An 18,721-nucleotide genomic window follows, 5' to 3' on the forward strand; every position below is an offset into this window, starting at 1 on the left:
GATATATTCAAAATATGCGTTGCTCTATCAAAAGAGCTGGAATGGTTTCCTTTCCAAAGTATCACCCAAATGGAAAAAGTGTTGAATTGCTTGTCAGGATGGCATCCAGAGTTTCAAAATAGGTGTGAAGATTTCATAGCTTTACGTAAAAATAATATTCTATTATTGTCAATTTACAGGAATAATGGACAAAAAATTCTGCACTTTAGTTGTCAAGCCAGTCCAGCCCCGCTTGTTGGATGAAATTTGAAAAAGTTGCGTACTTTAGTTGTAAATTGTTTTTATCAAATTCAATAAAATAAAATAACAAGGACAGATAAAATAACAAGGACAGACTGAGGTATACCCGATAAAACGGACACTCAACTAAGGGACTATAATGTCCCATGAGGTGTACCATGAGTAATTAAACTAATCAAGGACAGTCACTGATTAAGAAATCAAAAGAGATCCATGTGGCTGGAGAAGAAACCACTTGTGGTAACATCGTGGTTGATTAAATAACGGGGAGGGGAGCGGTGTCAGTTAAAAATAATTGTTTCGAATTGCAAGGTGTCACAAATAAATTGATTAAGCACAACTTAAGTTGGATTATGCTGTTGGTTGGGGTTGTTCTGTTGGCCGGTTGTGCCACCACAAAACGTTCAGCCCCAGAAATACCAGAATGGTCATTCAGTCCAGATATGATCTTTCCAGCCGACCAATCACTGAACAGACCCGAAGACGGGGTGGTGTTGTCTGATGGTCGCTTGGTGGTCGCTGACCAAGTCGCTGGCTTGCGGTTGGTGCAAATCGATGGCACCAGCCGACCTTTTGGTGCTTTTGCAGCGGCTGGATATGTGCACAAGCCACTGCAGTTGGCGGGTGGCGCTAATGGGGTAACACTCGATCCTTCGGGAAAGCACATCCTGGTCAGTGATGTTTACCGGGGTGGTATCTATCGGGTTGATGTTGCTTCTGAGGTCACGACGAAAATTTATCAACACAACTACGGTGTCAACATGGCCCGGGCAGATCGCCAAGATGGTATCTGGTTCACGCAATCCACCCAGAACCGAGCCGAACACGGACAACAAGAACTGTTTCGAGCGGTGGGGGTTGCCATTCCGGACGGTGCACTGTTCTACTTACCAAGAACAGCGACAGGGCACTTGACAGCAGCCATTAAATTGGTTGATGGATTGAACTTCGCCAATGGTTTGGCCTTGGATGAAAAAGCGGGATATTTGTACCTGGCCGAAACTTTGAAAAGCCGGGTGTTGCGGTTTAACCTGGATGTGGCAGCTGGAAAGGTGTCAAACCAAACAGTGCTGCTGGAGGTCAATGGCCCCGACAACATTGAACTGGATCGCCACAACAGGCTTTGGGTAGCTTCACCGGTCAGGAATGAGATCACCGTTTTCAATCTGGATACCCTGGTCGCTGAGACGGTGTTCGAAATCAAGACAAATGAAAGCAGGGGCTTGGCTGAAATGATTGATGCCCGTATGGAGGCAGGTGTGTCATGGTTGGACCTGCTCACCCCCACATTGTGGGAACCGGGTCCTGGATTCATCACCGGCATGATGCTGTCACCCGATGATGGACCGGTTTATGTGACGGGTCTGGGCCAAGCATTGGTTCGTTTGCACCGATAAAAACCACAGTGATTCATGCAAACGGACAATCAATTTAAAGTTAAGGCCTCAGTCCCCTGTTACTCAAGGTCCCTTAAACCAATGGGTCACTCTGGATTCTTTTTCCATTGAATTGGGCTGACATCATCATGATTTAAAACACGTGATTTGCTTCGCTTGATTTTCATAATAAGACCACATTCAGGATCTGGACAAGTGACATGGGAATCAGTTTCTATCCAATCAGCAGGGTTGTTTTGTCTTTGTTTCATTGGCAGTAAAGGGATGGTAGATTGCAAGGCATAAAGACAAAAATTGTTATTGTTAGGCAGTGAAATTTTCCCTCCTTGTAAATAAAAGGCATCTCCAACAGTCATATCACAGGTGCAATTGCCGTTAATTTGTTCTACCACAACCTCGAGGTCATACAATTCAAATTGATCTTCACGTAGAGTCTTATTTTTTTCATTGGTTTTATTTGTCATTGTTACTATTTTTTCCAAATCTGAAGAATAGGGTCATCAGAGCCATCACTAATAAGCCCCATGACATAAAATTATACAATCCCACTTCCAATGGGCCTACTTGCGGTATGCCGAATTCTTTGCCGGTAGCGGTCATATTTGACATTAATATCACAGGAATAAAATAGGGTAAAATAAAAGGAAATACACAAGCCATTAAGCTCAGCAAATTGGCTCGCCTTATTTTAGGAACGCCCAATTTTTCTCCGGTCTTGTTTGAAAAATCCGCAACCATGAGTATGGCTACAATGCTGTGCGTGGTTAAAAGTACAGCGGTACTCATCACACCCGCAATCCAACTTTCGGCTTGCTTTTTTGTCTTTGCATGTAAGGCCGCAAAATCCACCAAATTCGTCATAAGGCCACTTGCCTTTAAGGTGGCAACAAGCCCCATGAGTAATAGGGTAAATATACTTAAGCCAACAGCACGATTGATGCCATCAATGATAAAGCTTTTGGCCACATAATTTTCGAGGTCTAATGAAATCACTTGCTCAAAACTCAATAGTCCGGAGCCCAAGCCGACAATTGTGCCGAATATTAATCCAAAGAGTAAGCCATGTAATAGGTGCTTGCCTTTTAAAAACAGGAATATGATAAGTGCAGGAACGGTTAGCATAATTAAACCTGCAGGTTTGCCCGTTAACATCACTTGATTGGTACTTGACTCCACATTGAGCCATGTTGCGGTTATTGTATAGCCAACCAATGCGAGCATTGCAGCAGGTACCACGTATTTAATTCGGCTTTTTACGGTTGCTCCAATTTTTGCTTTTTGGCTGAGTGCACTGGCAATGGTGGTGTCTGAAATAGGTGCTATAAAATCGCCAAAGGCTGCGCCTCCAATGATTGCCCCCGCAAGCGATGGTAAATGAGCGCCTAACACGCCACCGGTTGGATAGAGTAATGGGCTACAAATGAGTATGGTTGCAAAGCTGGATCCTGTAGATAAAGATACGATACAACAAATAATGAAAGTTGCCACCACAAAGCCAACGCCATTAAGACTGAGTTGGTTAGAAATCCAAATAAGTGCTTCAACAAAACCAGTAAGCGTCATCAGGATTCCAATAATGGAAGCCAACATCCAGGCCATAATCATAATCATGACTATTTTTTGTGACATGCCAGCAATAAAAACTTCTGAGAAAGCCGTTCGGTCTTTGGCCAGGATGAGCCCTAAACTCATGGCTAATATCAGCACAGGCCAAAATCCCTTTTCGTCTGGAGCACCTGATAATGCGATAGCAACAACGCCAATAATAAAAACGATAAAAGGAATCAGTGCGCCTAATAATCCGCCATAAAATTTAAGCGCTATTGTATTGTCATCTTGCAGGTCTAATTTCATGTGTTTATGTTTCGTTTAGGTTGTATTTCATGATGGCGCCATGCTTGCCAGTTTTGTCGCGCTCCAATTCGTAAAAAGGTCCGTGAGGCCCTTTACTTTGACTTGTTATATTGGCAATGGCTTTTAGGTCGTTGTCATCCAAAGAGAAGCCATCCAGTTTTTTTAGACTGTTTAGGTGTTTGCTGTTTCGGGCGCCAACAATGGCAGCTGCAACCATTGGTTTTTGCAGTATATATTGGCAAGCAATTTCTGCAATATCAACATGGTATTTGTCCGCTATGATTCTCAGTGTTTGAAGCAACTCTTGAAATAAGTCGTAACCGCCAAATTCATCAATTATCAGCCTGTATTTTGTTAAGGAGCGATTTTCATGAGGTTGTGTTGGGTCTGGTGCCCCTAAATAACGGTCACTCAGAAACCCGCCAGCAACAGAGCCATAGCATAAATACGGTATGTTATATTTTTCAGCCAAAGCAGTCATGTCACTTTCAACGCGTCTATCTAGCAGTGAGTACTGCACTTGATTGGTGGTGATTTTTACGCCTGCATCAATCAGTTCTTGAATTCTTTGTGTATCAAAATTGGTGATACCAATATACCTTATTTTTCCACTTTTCTGTAGCTCAGACAAATGTAACGCTGTATCTATATACCCTGGAAATTGATAATCCCACCAGGCAAACTGTACCAGATCCAATTGTTCAACCTTAAGTCGTTTGAGTGATCGATTGATGATTTTTTCGGTGTCTTCTTTTTTTAAGGTTGCCAAGGCAGCATAGTCAGGAACATATTTCGTGTGAATTTGAATAGGCGGTAAATCGCCTGCTCGAAATTCGTCTTGATACTTATGTCTGAACTTGCCAATGAGTTCCTCTACTCCAGTATAAATATCTGCACAATCAAATGTGGTGATCCCAGCCTTGACGAATTCGCGCATATCTTCAAGGGCCTTGGTTTCGTCAATTTTTCCATGGCCTCCAGCAAGGTGCCAACCACCCTTAATGACTTGTGAAATGGAGTATCCTGGTCTTATTTCGATGCGTTTCATGGTTTAATTGGGTGTAGTTAAAGCAAAGATTTTGTAAAATTCATCAATGGGAATAGGGCCAGCTTTCATAATCGTATCCATGAAAAGCTTTAGATTGAATTGACTTCCAAGGCGCTCTTTTTCAGCCTGTAATAATGTTGTGAATTGGCTTCCTCCTAAAAAGTAGGATGTTAATTGCATGGGCGAACTCATGATTCTTCCCCACAGGCTTTTGGCAAATTGTGGTGCCAGTAATGAGGTCTCGGTTGAAAATTTCATGACCTGATCTTGACTCCATCCATTGCAATGAACTTGAACTGAGGTATATGCCCGGTTTGCATTTTCAAGGCGTTTGCGTAAATGTGCCAAATAGGTCAAGTGATTCTCTTTTTCCCAGCCAGCATCAAGCAGAACTTTTTCGGTGAATGTCGCCCAACCTTCGGTGTAGATGCCATAAGGGAATAACAAGCGTATTGGGTGTGCAGTTTCCCTGCTTATTTTAAGCTGCATGTAATGACCCGGAAATAATTCGTGGATGACGATCATGCGATTGAATGGTTTATTGAATGATGCCCAAAAATCCAGCTGCTCTTGCTTTGGAAGCGTTTCAGGAATGGAAGGTAAATTCAAAGTGGTGATTGGATTGGGGTCAAAAGGTGGCGCACTGGCTACCCATCCAATTCTGGCTGCAGGACCTGCACTTTCTGGAGCCGTGATGATGCGTAAGGTGTTGTTTTTGGGTAATGTGGCTATTTCATTTTTTTTGATGAATTGAACAGCCGCTTCCGAGAGTTGATTCCAGAATTGAAGATAGTCTTCAGCGTTCAAAGGCGCATCCTTTTCCATATCAGCAAGTGCTTTTGCAGTCAGCTCGTGGTAATTATCTGGAATGGTTTCATCAGGGTAGGTCGCATTTAAATACGATTTTGCAACGTCGCCCATCAACGCCCTGACAATTTCTATTTCTTCCAATGCCATTTGAGCAAGTGCTTCAGGAGTCAAGTCGCTGTCTGTGTATAATCTTAACCTTCTGGCATACTCATCGTAACCAATGATTTTGTTTGGTTTTGAGGTATTTGTGCTGAGTGTATCTTTGGCAAATGAATGTAACCCATCCAAGTTTTTTATGCTACTTTGTAGTTTTGAGTCGAAGCCTTGACAACTATTTGTTGAGAATTCTGCTTGAAGAGATTGACTCAAGTCATTTTTGTAAAACGCCAAAGTCGCATTGAGACTTTCGATACCTCTGGATAAATCATCTTCGGCAACCATTGTGAGGTTGTTTTTTGCAGCTTGACTGAGTGCTGTTACTTGCTGAAGCCGTTGACAAATCAAATTGATTTTTTCAGGTGTAATTAAATAATCTGCTTTTAATATTGGATCGATGGCACCGGCAATAAGTCTTGTGTACATCAGCAGAGAACTTTTGTGCAATGACAACTTTTTCCATTGATCTATTTCTGATAGCACTTGAACACGCAATAATCGTGCATCAATGGCATCAATATCAACGTCTTTTTTTGAAAGGTCTAATAACACTTGTTCATTAAAGCTGAGCCATTTTTCAATGTTGTTTTTGGAAAAATTTTCAAATTGAAATATGGAAGCATGAATTCCTCTTGACAGTGATTTTGATGGATAGAACTTCTTCCATTCAGTGATGTATGTCTCATCAAGGCCATGCGACCACGTTGTGGTGTTCAGAAAAAAGAGCAGTGCAAAGAGTATTTTTTTTAAGGCTTTCATTTTTGACAGAATTTCTATTATTTTTAGAGTGGCTTAAGGAGGTCCATAAGTATTTATTTTGATATCAATCTTACAACTGCGGCTGAGTAAAATCCACATCCATTAATTGAAATGCATCCAAGGGATTAATTTCAGTGGCGCGTTCATAAAAGGCAGTGGCATTTAATTTTGCGATCTATCTCTCAGGTCAATTGATAATGTGTTTTGAATGAATTGTGAATCTGTGGCTTGCCAATTGGCTGTTTCTGTCTTAATTTGAGGTATATATAGTTTTTTTGAAAGCTTAAAGGGGGAACCTCAATACCCTTTAATCAAAAGCTCCCTTTTAGTTCCTTGCATAAACTAAGCTGTTCAAAACTGGTTTTCAAAGCCATCTTTAAAGATGATATCGACGATTGTGACCTGAAGGGTGATTAGATTGTCGTCATTGGCAAAGCCACCCAGGGCGTTGATGGCAGAGCTGATATCTACAGCCGCGCCTGCATCACGCCAACGGCCATCCCACAATCGAACTGACAAGGTGCCTGTGTCACCAGCAACACTGTCAGGATCTGGTAAAAATCGCAGCAGATCGTCAGGTTGCAAAACCAATGCGTTCAGGTCACTGGATGAGGCCACATCCTGCCAGCTACCGCCGCCAATTTGGGCCTGCCAGGTTCCACTGTCTGCTGCTGCACCACGTACAGCCACTCCGGCAAAGGCATCCACATCGTCATAAACTGAGCCAAACAGCTCATTGACTGATTGACCTTGCGGTTGTGGCCCACCAAGATTGGATGCGGGTAATTCAAGCATACTGACTGTTGCTTTGGGTGCAGCATTGCCGAAAACCACCCAAGGCTTATCACCTGCGCTGTTATTCTCTCCCAACAACAGGTCGTCGACACCATCGTTGTTGATATCACCGGCCTTGGCTACGATGTTATATAAGCTGTCAACTCGAGTAGATTGAATGAGAAACCCATCGCTGCCATCTAAATCAGCCACATCCTTGGTAGCCGTAAAGCCGCTGTTACTGCCGAAAACAACGTAAACGCCTGCTTGTTCCTGAGCGAGTCCCGGGAAAGAGCCAAAGGCCAAATCCGCCAAACCGTCTCCATTGATATCTCCTACCATAGCCAAGTCCTCACCCAACGCCACAACATTGCCTCCAGTGATTGAAAATCCATCCGAGCCGTTCAAAGTAGTCACATCAACATTGGCAGAAAACCCGTTCTGGCGGCCAAAAATCACATCGACAACACCATTGAGCTGGTTGTCTAGTCGGCGTGCTACGCTGACATCAGAAATTCCATCGCCATTCATATCTCCGCCACCGGACGCAGTGTTTATGCCTTCATCACTGGTCGCTCCAACAATGGTGAATCCGGCAACGGTGCCATTCAGCGCCGATACATTGAGGTTTGCAAAGCCGATATTGTTACCCAGTAATACGGCAGCCTGACCAGGCGTCGCACCATCCCCACTTCGTGGATTGACCACGATAATATCATCAAAATCATCATTGTTAAGATCGCCTGCAGTCGACATCTGAATACCCAGATTATCATCCGCATTGCCATTGAGGTGTAGTCCATTCATGCCATCAATTTGGCTCAGAGCGAACCCGGATGACCAATCATCGGTGCTGTTGGGAGGGCCGAATACCACTGATGCCCTGCCTTCAAACCCATTCCCAAACCAAGGGTCCGCGACCAACAAGTCCCCGAAACCGTCATGATTGAAGTCACCGATTGAGGCGCCGACCAGCCAATCGTATATTTGAAAATGCTCGGCGCATGGAGGTGAGACATTTCCTGGTAGGTTACAAGTGAGAGGGTCTGAAATGGGGTCTGTGTTTGTATTGCCCAGAAACAGGAAGTTTGTGCCGCTAGAGAAGTCGTCAAAGCCATCTAAATCAAAATCGCCAATTGCCGAAATATCTTGGCCGAAAGGTCCGTCAGCACATTGTTGTGGAGTGGAATGATTCGGGGTGGCTTGTATTCGTCGACCATTGTTGCCATCAAGGTCCGACACGCTGAGAGGCACAGTCAACAAAGCAGCACTGCCGTAAAAAATTGAAACCTCTGCACAGGAAATTCGGCCACCGAGTGCGAAATCGGCAATGTTGTCACCGTTGAAATCCCCAATACCACCCATCGAGTAAATTTCATTGGTGGTTTCTATCGACCCGCCTTCAGAGGACGTTAACTGTTCAAGAACAATTAATTCTTGAGCGAGGATTGAAGTATTTGCTAACACGCATCCAAAAACAATCGCTGAAATTCTGGCTCGCATAATCACACTCCTGAGTCGATAAGACCGTAAGTTTACCAATAAATTATGTCAAACTTACCAGTACAAATCAAGAACATATATGAACCAATAGTGTAATTAATCCAGGAAATTAATTAGACATCGAATCATTGACAGACTTAAGGATTAAGGGGTTTACTGGAGAAACTCAGGATCCTTTACGTCATAAATTTAACCACATAGTAAATACCCAGCTCATCAACACTGTTTTACTCACTGAAAGAAAGCTCAACCACTTCTTGTTTAGCGGAGACCTGTATGGTCATCAAAAGCTGTGATTGATTCACATAGGTAGACTGAAGTCTACAACCCAAACAAACTATCATTTCTACAATAATGAGGTCAAACCCTTTTGTAAAATTAAGTCAGCTGCTAATAGACAATCGTTCCGTTATAATTATCAATTTTTCATTACAGGATTTGTTATGCGATTATTTCTATGCGGTGTATTTTTACTTTCTAGCCATGGCATTTCTGCGTTTGAAATAGAAAATTTTAAATCGGGTTCGGCTTGTACAGATAATCAGACATTTGGTTGGATTTGCCATAACAGCAAAGACATCTACGTCACAGGTCAAAGCAAATGCAAATGGAATGGTGAGTCAAAACCATGTACTTGGTATGGCTTTGAATTTGATTACAGTGACAATAAAAATGGCACTACCATTGAATGTACTTATCAACAATCCTATTCGGGCAGCATGGGTAACCCCAGTGAAGTCACTATTAAAGACGCTGATTCAGGTTCATATTCATTTGATTTAAAAGAAGCAAGCGGTCACTTTTATAACCCCCAATATATTATTTTAAACACTCGAAGCAAAGATGAAGCGCTGCTTGAAAGTCATACCATTTGCAAAGTCAACAATGAAAAGGTCTTTGAGTTTGGTTTCAACATTCACTTCCCAATTTCAAAGTGAATCATGCTAAATATTAACTAAGTTCAATAAGGTCTGTATCCTTAGCTTGTGTAACAAGGTGCGCCAAATTCAATGTCAACTATAAATTGATGGCCTGATAACACACCCCTCTCCAGCCTACAGTAGGTCCCTTAAGGCAGGGGGTCAATCCTGCCTAATAACAACAGTCGTTTTAAGTCATCATGCTTATATTGGATTCATCCAATCAGTACCTCACCAATCACTCAAAATCCCGCCCTGTGGTATAGGGTGCGCCGGCTGCTGTCAACGCGGCTTCATAGTTGGCTAAATTTTTGAAATAAGCCTGCAAATCTGTGCGAAATTGACTGAAATCTGATGTGGCGATTTCAATGTTTCGCTGTTGGGTTTGGGTCGGTGGTTGTGTGGTGCGCCAATGTCCATACTCAACCAGACCAACCCTTGATCTGATGGATGGCGGGGCACTTTCATCCAAACTTTGGCGTACAGCATCGCCGTATAGTCGGCTTTGTAAGGCAGCCAGGTCTTGTTGCAATTGGTTCAAATCAGCAAACATTTTTGGGGTGGCTTTGGGGGTTTCTAACAGCGCTGCTTGCAGGTGTTTTAACCGTTCACCCGCTTCGCTCAATTTTCTGCCCGCACTTGAGATTTGGCGCGACAGTTCACTGGTTTTGGCTTGAAAGGCCGTGGCGGTCTGAAAATCAGCAACGGGGGTTGAGTTGGCCACTGGTTTCACTTTGAACGCTTGCGTCGTGCCTTGAGCTTGCAGCGTGCCGTTGTGTGCCACATACAGCGCGACACGGTAGTTACCAGGTGCAGCCATGGGTCCTTCTGGATCGCCAGCCCAGGGTGGTTTGAAGGCGGGTTGGGTTAAACTGATGGGATCGGGTGCCGGTAATTTCAAATCCCAACTGGCGCGGTGTAAGCCTGCCTTGGCTGAGCCTTTGATCCAACGCACAGGCTGGCCGTTTTCATGGTTGACCAACAACAACACCTGAGGCTCGGCTTGGTTGCTTTCTTGTAACAATTGATCCCAGCCAGGAAAGGGGATGTTGGCTTGTTTTTCTGTGAGGGCTTTTTCAGCATCCTCGCGGTGTTGTTTGGCCGTTTTTGGCACATCGTGCAGGTAGTAGGTAAATACGGCGCCAAAAGGTGGGTTTTCTGACGCGAAACTGGTGGTTCCCTGACCCGGCATACCTTTGGCTTGCATGGGTACACTGGGGACATACCACCAGGCATCCCTGACCGGAAAAAGGGTGTTGGTTTTGGCGCTGAGGGCGCTGCTGATGTGCCTCAGCGGAGAATAATCATCCAGCACATAAATACCACGACCAAAGGTGGCGCCAACCAAATCGGCTGCTCTTGGGTGCAATTCTAAATCACGAAAGGCAATGGTGGGTACGCCGGCGCTTAACTTGATCCAATGGGTGCCTTGATTGGGTGAAAAGTAAATGCCAAATTCAGTGCCAATGAACAACAAGTTCTCATCCACAGGGTCTTGTTTGATCACCCACACAAGGGTGTCTTTGGGTAAGTCACCGGCTATGGATTGCCAGCTGCGGCCCTGATTTTTACTGATAAACAAGTAGGGTTGGTAATCACCCAATTTATGCGCGTCTGCCACTGCAAACACCGTGTCGGCAGCGTGACTGGATGCTTCAACGTCGTTGATAAAGGCGCGGGCTGGCACTTTGGGCAGGGTACTTTGTCGCCAGTTTTCACCACCATCCGGACTGACATGAATCAGTCCATCATCGGAACCGGTATACAACAAGCCTTCGATCTTGGGCGATTCTGACAAAGCAGAAATGGTGGCATATTTTGACATGGCGCCATTGTCATAAAGGTCATCGACAGACCACACACGTTGGTCCATGGTTGTCAGTTCATATCGATTGGTGTTGGTGGTTAAGTCCCCACTGATGGGTTGCCATGAATGGCCTTGGTCATCACTCTGCCAGACCCGTTGTGAAGCAAAATAAAGGCGTTTGTGGTTGTGTGGACTGACTTGAATGGGACTGTCCCAATTCCAGCGTTCAGGTGGGTCATTGGGTTCCGGTTGGGGCTGAATGTTGATGACTTCATCGGTGCGTCGATCCAGCCGGTGTAAGGTGCCTTGTTGGATTTCTACATAAGCCATGTTGGCATCTTGTGGATCAAAAACAGCATCAGAGCCATCGGCACCCAGCGCCACATACCAATCTTGGTTACGCACACCTTCGGTATTCAGGGTTCTGGAAGGGCCAATTAAGGTGCCTAAATCTTGGGTGCCGCCAACGATGTTATAGAATGGTTCGGCGTTATCCAGACTGATTTTGTAGAATTGGGCAATCGGCATATTGGGGAAATGCCGCCAAGTGGTGCCCTCATCATAACTTTCATACAAGCCCCCGTCGGTGCCAGAAATCAGATGTTTCCCATCATCGGGGTCAATCCAAAGGGCGTGGTTATCACTGTGCTTTTCACGACCTGTTCCCAGATAATCAAAGGTTTTACCGCCATCGCGTGAGACGTGATAGAACACATCCATTTGATAAATCAGCTCGGGATTTTGTGCTGAGGCTTCAATCTCTTGGTAGTAATGTGGACCGGTGCCTCCAGAGATGTAACTGTTTCGTTTCTCCCAACTTTCTCCTTTGTTCAGTGATCGATAAAAGCCTTTTTCCTGATCAGTGGCCTCAATGGTGGCATACACGATGTCAGGATTGGCCGGCGTCACAGCCAGTCCAATTTTACCCACATCGCCTTTGGGCAGGCCGGTTTTGACTGGGTGCCATGTGTCTCCATTGTTGGTGGATTTGTAAATGCCTGAGTTGGGACCGCCGGCTAAAAATGACCAGGTTTTTCTTTGTCTTTGGTAAGCGGCGGCGTAGATGACGTCCGGGTTGGATGGGTCAAATTCAATGTCAGTCACACCGGTGTTTTTATCAATGACGAGCACCCCTTGCCAGGTGGTGCCACCATCGGTGGATTTGAACAAGCCACGTTCACCGCCTGAAGACCACAGTGGACCTTCAGCTGCCACCAACACCACATCGCTGTTGCGTGGATCGATTAAAATTTTTCCAATGTGTTCAGAGGTCTCAAGCCCCATGTGCTGCCAAGTTTTACCACCATCCTTACTTTTATAAACACCATCGCCCCAAGCCACATGGCGACCACTGACATTTTCCCCAGTGCCCAGCCAAATGACTTCTGCGTTGTTGGGATCAATGGTGACGGTGCCAATGGAATATGATTTTTGGCTGTCAAAGATGGGATGCCAAGTGGTGCCTCGGTTGGTGGTTTTCCACAGGCCACCTGATCCAACAGCCACGTACCAAGTGCTTTTATCGGTATGACTCACCGCTATGTCAGCAATGCGTCCGCCCATCAATGCTGGACCAATGCTGCGCATGTGAAGGCCAGAAACCGCTTTGCTTATGGCTTCATGGTTGATCGTTTTTGCCAAAACATGGGATGCGGGTAAAAAAAGGAGGGTGATTAAAAGAGCAAAGGCAAAGCGATTTTTCAACATAATAAAATCTCGTTAGTTGGTTGTGAATATAACTTAATTAATCTAAACACAAATAGCAAGCATAAACAGGGCCATGGAAATGCAATGGAAGGGTGTTGTTCAAAGCAATTATTGGATTGTTGACTTCAGCCTACCGCAATGTAATGCGTCAGGTTTTGGGTTGATTAAAGTGTACAAGCCACAAGATGTTTTCCTTATCTATAGTCCTTTGGGAATTCAGAAGAGTCGTATAAATTTTGGTCATATCCAATAAAATAATGGTGATAGAATGATATTTTCGCCCATTGAATTCAGTAGGCACATCAAAATTTTAAAGTTACAAATCATTAATAGGAGAAAGCGATGAACAGTACAGTCGATGGTTGCGAGGGGGGATGTGCATGTGGCAAGGTGCGGTATCAATTGAATACAGCACCATTGATAGTTCATTGTTGTCATTGTCGCTATTGCCAACGGCAGACAGGCTCTGCATTTGCGATCAATGCCCTGTATGAAACCAGCCAGGTCAAATTGTTGAGTGGGGTGGTTGATAAAATTGTCACCCCTTCGCCAAGTGGCAAGGGACAAACCATTGCACGATGTGCTGAGTGTCACGTGGCCCTTTGGAGTCATTACTTTATGGGTGGGATCGATAAATTGATCAGCTTTATTCGGGTTGGCAGCTTGGATAACCCTGATTTATTACCACCTGATGTTCATATATTTACTGAAAGCAAACAGTCCTGGGTATTGTTACCGCCAGATACATTGGTCGTTCAGGAGTTTTACAATTATGCAACGACTTGGAGCGCTGAGAATCAATTGATTCGAAAGCAACTGCTGGAAAAGTCTAAATCACTGGCTAAATAGTGAGCCAGTAGGGGCAGTTTGAAGTATGAAAGGTATCAGAATTATTTAATGGGGCTTACTTTTTGGCTTGATCATTGGATAAAGTTAAAATGTAAATCAATACCGCCAAACCACCAATCAAACTGCTTAAAAATACGGACTGGGTCCAGTAAATGGTTTTGACCCAAGTTTCTAGTATATTGATTGGTTGATGCATTGAAAAGTACAATAAGCTCAATACAATTAATATAAAAAGTCCAACAAACAGCACTCTTTTGGCGCGTTGAACCAAAGGAATGTTGGTTTTTGACCCATCCAATTGAGCCGTCAATACAAATGCCAGCAGTGTCAAAACCAGAGCAGAAGTTGCCATAATTAGCATGTAATTCAAAAGATAAATCTCATCAAAAACATGTTTGATTAAGGCGTCATTATTGGCATAAGAATAGTCAGTTAATAAGGCAATAAGGAGCAATGTGATCAAGGCTGTGATCAAACCAATTTGAATGGATGGCGACACAATATTTTTTTTCATTTCACACTGCGTTAAAGGGTATTAAATGATAAACCAAAATTGTAAATTTAGACATAAAAAAACCAGATGAATACACATCTGGTTATTAAACTTGTGATTTATTGTTCAATCAATCAACCATCTAGCAAGTCTGCAAATCGTTCACCGGAGACTGCAGAAGCATGGGCTCTGTTTAATAATAAAGCGGCATCTGTGCTTATTTCTTCTTCTTTGATTTTATCAGCAATGTAATTGGCCAAGTGTTCTTCGCCGGTATCAAGTGCATCAATTGCCGCTGCCGAGTCATCTTTAAATACACTGATGAACTTGGTAAATCCTCGGTGCAATGAACCGCCCATCGTACCAGTATCTTCCACTTCACCACCCAATGATTTTATTTTATTTTGAAATTCATTGACTATGATTTTTCGGTCATTGTGACGTTGTAAAAATTGATTTTTTAACAGTAAATTATCTTCTGAAACCTCAGCACACATTTGATATCCTTTGCAGCTGTCGATTAATTTTGCAGTTACGTCGTTTAATATTTCAATGTTTTTTTGGTTGTTCATTATTGGCTCCATGTTAATTAAAGTTTAATAGGGTCTTGCCTGAAACAACAGGCTCTATAAATCATAATGACAGGCGGTGAAATAAATGTAGAAAAGAAATGAACAAAATGTGATATAAAAAAAGAGCACGTTAAAAGTACTCTTTTCTATAATTTAATTACTGGATACACAGTTAAAATAATCCACCTGCTACAGCAGCGCCTGCTGAAGCAACAGCTGTAATTACCAACCACCAAGCTGCAGATGAAGCCGTTTTGCGCGCATGTTCTGCTTTTATAACGGCTTTGCGCTGAATGATTTTGTATTGTTGTGCAGACTTCTTTTCAATTCGAGCAATCTTGTTGCTTACAAACTGTTTGGCATCTTCAAAGCTTTGAGTCACTTTATCAATATGTGTTTCGTCTATGTATGGGTTGTTTGTTATCAGTGCTCTAAACGATTGGTTGTCCATTTGATTGATTCTGGATTTAATGATTTCCAAACTGTCTTTGGGCTGATCCATCATTTTTACAAAATCATTTTTCAAAGCTTCATACCTGAGTTCAGGACGCCCTGTGTTGTTGAAAAAGTTTTGCACACTTGATTCCACCTTAGCCAGCATTCTGTCTTCATTTTCTTTGTCAAATTCCGCAGCAATCTGATTAACCACATTTTCAATTTTATCCGCATATTCATTGATTTTAGCTTGATCTATTGAAGTGTTGTCATTCAGATAGGAAACAATGGATTGACGATTCAATTTTTTGAATTGATTATTGGCTGCATCGACAAGGACTTTTGGGTCATTGATGACTGTTGCTAGTTTCTGCTTGAGGTCTTTTTTGTCAAAATCTTCAGGCAACATTTTGCCTAGTTGGGTTTTGAATTCAGTCATCCTATTGTCAATGTCTGCTTTGTCCAATGCAGAAAAATTGCTGACAATATTTTTTACACCATCCACCGAATCATCACCCTTGTTATAAGCCTCTTTCATCTGAGCCAACACCAATTTAGCTTGTTTGACTTTTTCCTTGGCCTGGGCAGAGTTTAATTTTGAGTTTTTCTCAATGGCTTTTGATAACACCTTTTCTATGGCCATCCATTTAACTGGATTGGGCTTAGCGTTTGAGGATTTTGATATGTTTTCAAGATCTGCTTTTAGATCTGAATAATCAGGTATTTTTTGGTCCACTTTTTTTACAAAGGCATTGATGGTATCTTCAATGGCTGTTGTATCCATTCCATTGACTTCTGTGCGAATGCGGTCCATTGTCGTTTTAATTACTTTGTCTAACTGCTTTTGCTTGGAAGGTGTGAATAGCGTTTTTACAGCAGAACCTGAAGCTTTAAACCCTGCTGTTGCGGTGCTGATCAAGCCTCCCAATAATGTGCCAGCAATTTTAGTTTCAAAATAAAACAAAATGATAAAGAACAAGGCCCATATCACCAATGAATTAGCAATCACAGCATCTTTTGTCATAATGCCATTTAAGTTGAGGGCAATCATCGTGGCCAGGAACAATGCAATAGATGTGGTCAGGACACTCCAGATGCCAAAGCCGCCAGTTACTTTAACGCCAACAGGTGTATCAACTTCTGTTAAATGTGTTTCTGTGCTATTTGGTTCACCTGACATAGATAGGCTTTGCGTGGTTTCTGCATATTTCTGTTTGAGATTTCCTAATGTGCTGACACCAAGTGCAACCGATAAAGCGGTCAATACAAATTGAAAAGCCAGGGATAAAATAACACCTGCAATGACCGTTGGAAAAAAGTTGGCATCAAATAAATGGTCGCTGACCACCAGATCTTGTGAGGCCACTCCAAAGCTTAAAGACAATAGAGTGATGCTTGATAAAATAGACTTTTTCATAAACGACTCCTGTTGATTAAGAGCCATTTAATTTAATGATTTGACGTGATCATCATGTGAATTTCACATGATGATCACGTCATTTTACGAAAAATTTAAAACAAAATGTGAATGTTGAAAACGGTCACAGATACCACTTGTCTCAGATGTGGCTGAATTTCATGCGGTGTAAATTTTTTAAGCAACGGATTCAATGATGAAAAATGAAATATTAAAACCAGTTATCAAAGGAGCGCTTTTGCTGTTTCCAATCATCATTACTGTTTGGTTGGTTTGGACCTTGGTTATATGGATTGATGATTTAGGACGCAAAACATTGAAACCCTTTTTATTGGATCATTTGATATTTCCAGGAAGTGGTTTAATCATCGTTTTTCTTATTTTGTTTTTAATCGGATTGCTGTTTCAATTCAGTATTTTTAAATTATTTTTTACCCAGGTGGAGAAAAATTTTCTTAAATTTCCGTTGGTCAACACTTTATACAGCAGCATCAAAGACCTGGCAAACATGTTTGAAAACAAGAATGACCAAGATAAACAAGTGGTCTTGGTGAATCTAGAATCAATGGGGTTGGGCAATGTAATTGGCATTATTACCAATCAAAAAATGCAGGCCTTTGATCAATCCATTCAATCAAATGATGATCATTTGATGGCTGTTTATTTACCAATGAGCTACATGGTTGGGGGGTTCACCATAGTGATTGAAAAAAGTAAATTAATCGAAGTTGAGATGACCTTTGAGGAAGCCATGCGCTTTGCATTAACTGCAGGCGTCTCACAAAGTACAAGCAATTAAGCCAAAGATTAAGAAACATATAGTCAATAGGTTTTTTTATTCTTTATTCAGAACAACCCAGCTGTGGGTTTAGACAAAAGCAGGTGATTCATTGGATTTATTGATGTGCGTTGCTTACTTTACAATAAATAAGCAGCAAATAAGGGCCATAGATCTATGGCCCCCATTGTATTTTTTACTGTTTTGCTTGCGCTTTGAATTTATATGACAAATAAGGCATAAAGCAAAAAATAAAGGCCATTGAACTGATCAATGTCAATGCAAACAATGGGTAATACATAAAGGCATAATATGATTTGCTCAGGTACATCAGTAACATAAAAACAAGCATAATCAAGAATGAATACAAGGCGCCTTTGCCTAAATTGACTGTGAAGTCTTGGTACTTACCTTCTTCAATTTCATTACCCGAATATATTGGAGGCGTTCCTTTGGGCGCAGCAAAAATATGAATTTGTTGGCCTGAGGAAGTAATGTGTCGCCAACCTGCTGATTTAAAAATGTCAAAATAATCACTGTCTGGAGTGGCTTGAAAGTCAATGGTATAGATGAGGTCTTGAGCAGGGCCTTGTACCAATTTGTAACAAAATCCGCCCCAAGCCAACCCTTCCAGCAACCATCCTTCTGCAGCCAGTTTTTCCAGTTTCTTGATGTCTTTTTTTTCTGAAAAAGCCAGTCCGCCGTTCATTATGTATTTAGTTTTCATGCTTATCTCCTGTGGATTGTTTTATTTGATTTTCTGCAAATGCAATCATTCGTTGTTTTCTGTTGATGTCTTGTTGAAGGATGTTTTTACCTTTTTTTGTAATTAGATAGATTTTGGTGGTTTCATCATCGGTTTTGCTTCTTTGAATTAACCCTGAATCGAGCAATTTTTTCAGTGTTGTATAAAGCGAAGCAGGTCCAATTATTGCAGATCCATCAGTCGCCTCCTCTATGGTTTTCATAATAAGATACCCATGCATTTCTTCAAGCAAAGTGGATAAAATATAAAATGCCGAATCATTCAAAATACCGGTTTCTAATGCACTTTTTCTGGCCATAAATTTTCCTTCTTGATATTAAGTAAAAAGTATCATTCAATAATATATCATTTAACGATATAAGTAAAGCTAATATATCATTGAATGATATGGGTGGCAATTAAATGTTTAAAATAAGGTCACTATATGACGCATATC

General features: G+C 42.3%; 15 protein-coding genes. 4 read left to right on the forward strand and 11 right to left on the reverse strand.

Annotated features, from left to right (window positions below; translation table 11 throughout):
* Window positions 1-518 precede the first annotated feature (518 nt).
* The gene (locus CCS90_RS05780; protein ID WP_099018526.1) at window positions 519-1,637 is read left to right on the forward strand and encodes an SMP-30/gluconolactonase/LRE family protein; all 1,119 of its coding nucleotides are present in this window, start codon (window positions 519-521) and stop codon (window positions 1,635-1,637) included.
* Window positions 1,638-1,723: 86 nt separating this feature from the next.
* Here the strand turns inward: CCS90_RS05780 and CCS90_RS05785 are convergent, their stop codons facing one another.
* The 5 genes from CCS90_RS05785 to CCS90_RS05805 all read right to left on the reverse strand — a co-directional run bounded on the left by CCS90_RS05785 (window position 1,724) and on the right by CCS90_RS05805 (window position 8,541).
* Window positions 1,724-2,101 (reverse strand): TIGR04076 family protein, encoded by a 378-nt coding sequence (locus CCS90_RS05785; protein WP_099018527.1) that lies wholly within the window; start codon window positions 2,099-2,101, stop codon window positions 1,724-1,726.
* Window positions 2,091-3,491, reverse strand: a complete 1,401-nt coding sequence (locus CCS90_RS05790) for a Na+/H+ antiporter NhaC family protein (RefSeq protein ID WP_099018528.1) — start codon at window positions 3,489-3,491, stop codon at window positions 2,091-2,093. The genes CCS90_RS05785 and CCS90_RS05790 overlap by 11 nt, the downstream gene beginning before the upstream one ends.
* Window positions 3,492-3,495: 4 nt before the next feature.
* Window positions 3,496-4,539: an aldo/keto reductase gene (locus CCS90_RS05795; protein WP_099018529.1), complete on the reverse strand. Its 1,044-nt coding sequence runs from the start codon at window positions 4,537-4,539 to the stop codon at window positions 3,496-3,498.
* 3 nt (window positions 4,540-4,542) lie between these two features.
* Window positions 4,543-6,264 (reverse strand): DUF885 family protein, encoded by a 1,722-nt coding sequence (locus tag CCS90_RS05800; protein WP_099018530.1) that lies wholly within the window; start codon window positions 6,262-6,264, stop codon window positions 4,543-4,545.
* 351 nt (window positions 6,265-6,615) lie between these two features.
* Window positions 6,616-8,541, reverse strand: coding sequence for an integrin alpha (locus tag CCS90_RS05805; protein ID WP_099018531.1), 1,926 nt, complete (start codon window positions 8,539-8,541; stop codon window positions 6,616-6,618).
* A gap of 443 nt (window positions 8,542-8,984) precedes the next feature.
* Between CCS90_RS05805 and CCS90_RS05810 the strand changes: the two genes are divergently transcribed.
* A complete protein-coding gene (locus CCS90_RS05810; RefSeq protein ID WP_099018532.1) occupies window positions 8,985-9,479 on the forward strand; it encodes a hypothetical protein in 495 nt (164 codons plus the stop codon).
* A 220-nt stretch (window positions 9,480-9,699) separates the two neighbouring features.
* Here the strand turns inward: CCS90_RS05810 and CCS90_RS05815 are convergent, their stop codons facing one another.
* A complete protein-coding gene (locus CCS90_RS05815; protein WP_099018533.1) occupies window positions 9,700-12,975 on the reverse strand; it encodes a WD40/YVTN/BNR-like repeat-containing protein in 3,276 nt (1,091 codons plus the stop codon).
* A 342-nt stretch (window positions 12,976-13,317) separates the two neighbouring features.
* Here CCS90_RS05815 and CCS90_RS05820 point away from each other — a divergent pair, with 342 nt between their 5' ends.
* Complete coding sequence (locus tag CCS90_RS05820) at window positions 13,318-13,824, forward strand: GFA family protein (RefSeq protein ID WP_099018534.1); 507 nt, start codon at window positions 13,318-13,320, stop codon at window positions 13,822-13,824.
* A gap of 55 nt (window positions 13,825-13,879) precedes the next feature.
* On the opposite strand, the gene CCS90_RS05825 is transcribed toward CCS90_RS05820, so the two are convergent.
* The 3 genes from CCS90_RS05825 to CCS90_RS05835 form a co-directional block, all read right to left on the reverse strand.
* Window positions 13,880-14,338 carry a hypothetical protein gene (locus tag CCS90_RS05825; protein ID WP_099018535.1) on the reverse strand — a complete coding sequence of 153 codons (459 nt, stop codon included), beginning with the start codon at window positions 14,336-14,338 and terminating at the stop codon, window positions 13,880-13,882.
* 113 nt (window positions 14,339-14,451) lie between these two features.
* On the reverse strand, window positions 14,452-14,889 hold the full coding sequence (locus CCS90_RS05830; RefSeq protein ID WP_099018763.1) for a PA2169 family four-helix-bundle protein: 438 nt from the start codon (window positions 14,887-14,889) through the stop codon (window positions 14,452-14,454).
* Window positions 14,890-15,061: 172 nt separating this feature from the next.
* A complete protein-coding gene (locus tag CCS90_RS05835) occupies window positions 15,062-16,741 on the reverse strand; it encodes a hypothetical protein (RefSeq protein WP_099018536.1) in 1,680 nt (559 codons plus the stop codon).
* Window positions 16,742-16,937: 196 nt separating this feature from the next.
* Here CCS90_RS05835 and CCS90_RS05840 point away from each other — a divergent pair, with 196 nt between their 5' ends.
* Window positions 16,938-17,540, forward strand: a complete 603-nt coding sequence (locus CCS90_RS05840; RefSeq protein ID WP_162846826.1) for a DUF502 domain-containing protein — start codon at window positions 16,938-16,940, stop codon at window positions 17,538-17,540.
* 175 nt (window positions 17,541-17,715) lie between these two features.
* Here the strand turns inward: CCS90_RS05840 and CCS90_RS05845 are convergent, their stop codons facing one another.
* Together CCS90_RS05845 and CCS90_RS05850 are read right to left on the reverse strand one after the other, a co-directional pair.
* On the reverse strand, window positions 17,716-18,246 hold the full coding sequence (locus tag CCS90_RS05845; protein ID WP_099018538.1) for a DUF2812 domain-containing protein: 531 nt from the start codon (window positions 18,244-18,246) through the stop codon (window positions 17,716-17,718).
* Entirely contained in the window at window positions 18,236-18,583 is a 348-nt protein-coding gene (locus CCS90_RS05850) for a PadR family transcriptional regulator (protein ID WP_099018539.1), read from the reverse strand. Before CCS90_RS05850 ends, CCS90_RS05845 begins: the two co-directional genes overlap by 11 nt.
* Between the last annotated feature and the right edge of the window lie 138 nt (window positions 18,584-18,721).

The sequence above is a fragment of the Marinicella litoralis genome (assembly GCF_002591915.1).
In the GTDB taxonomy this organism is placed as follows: Bacteria; Pseudomonadota; Gammaproteobacteria; order Xanthomonadales; family Marinicellaceae; genus Marinicella; species Marinicella litoralis.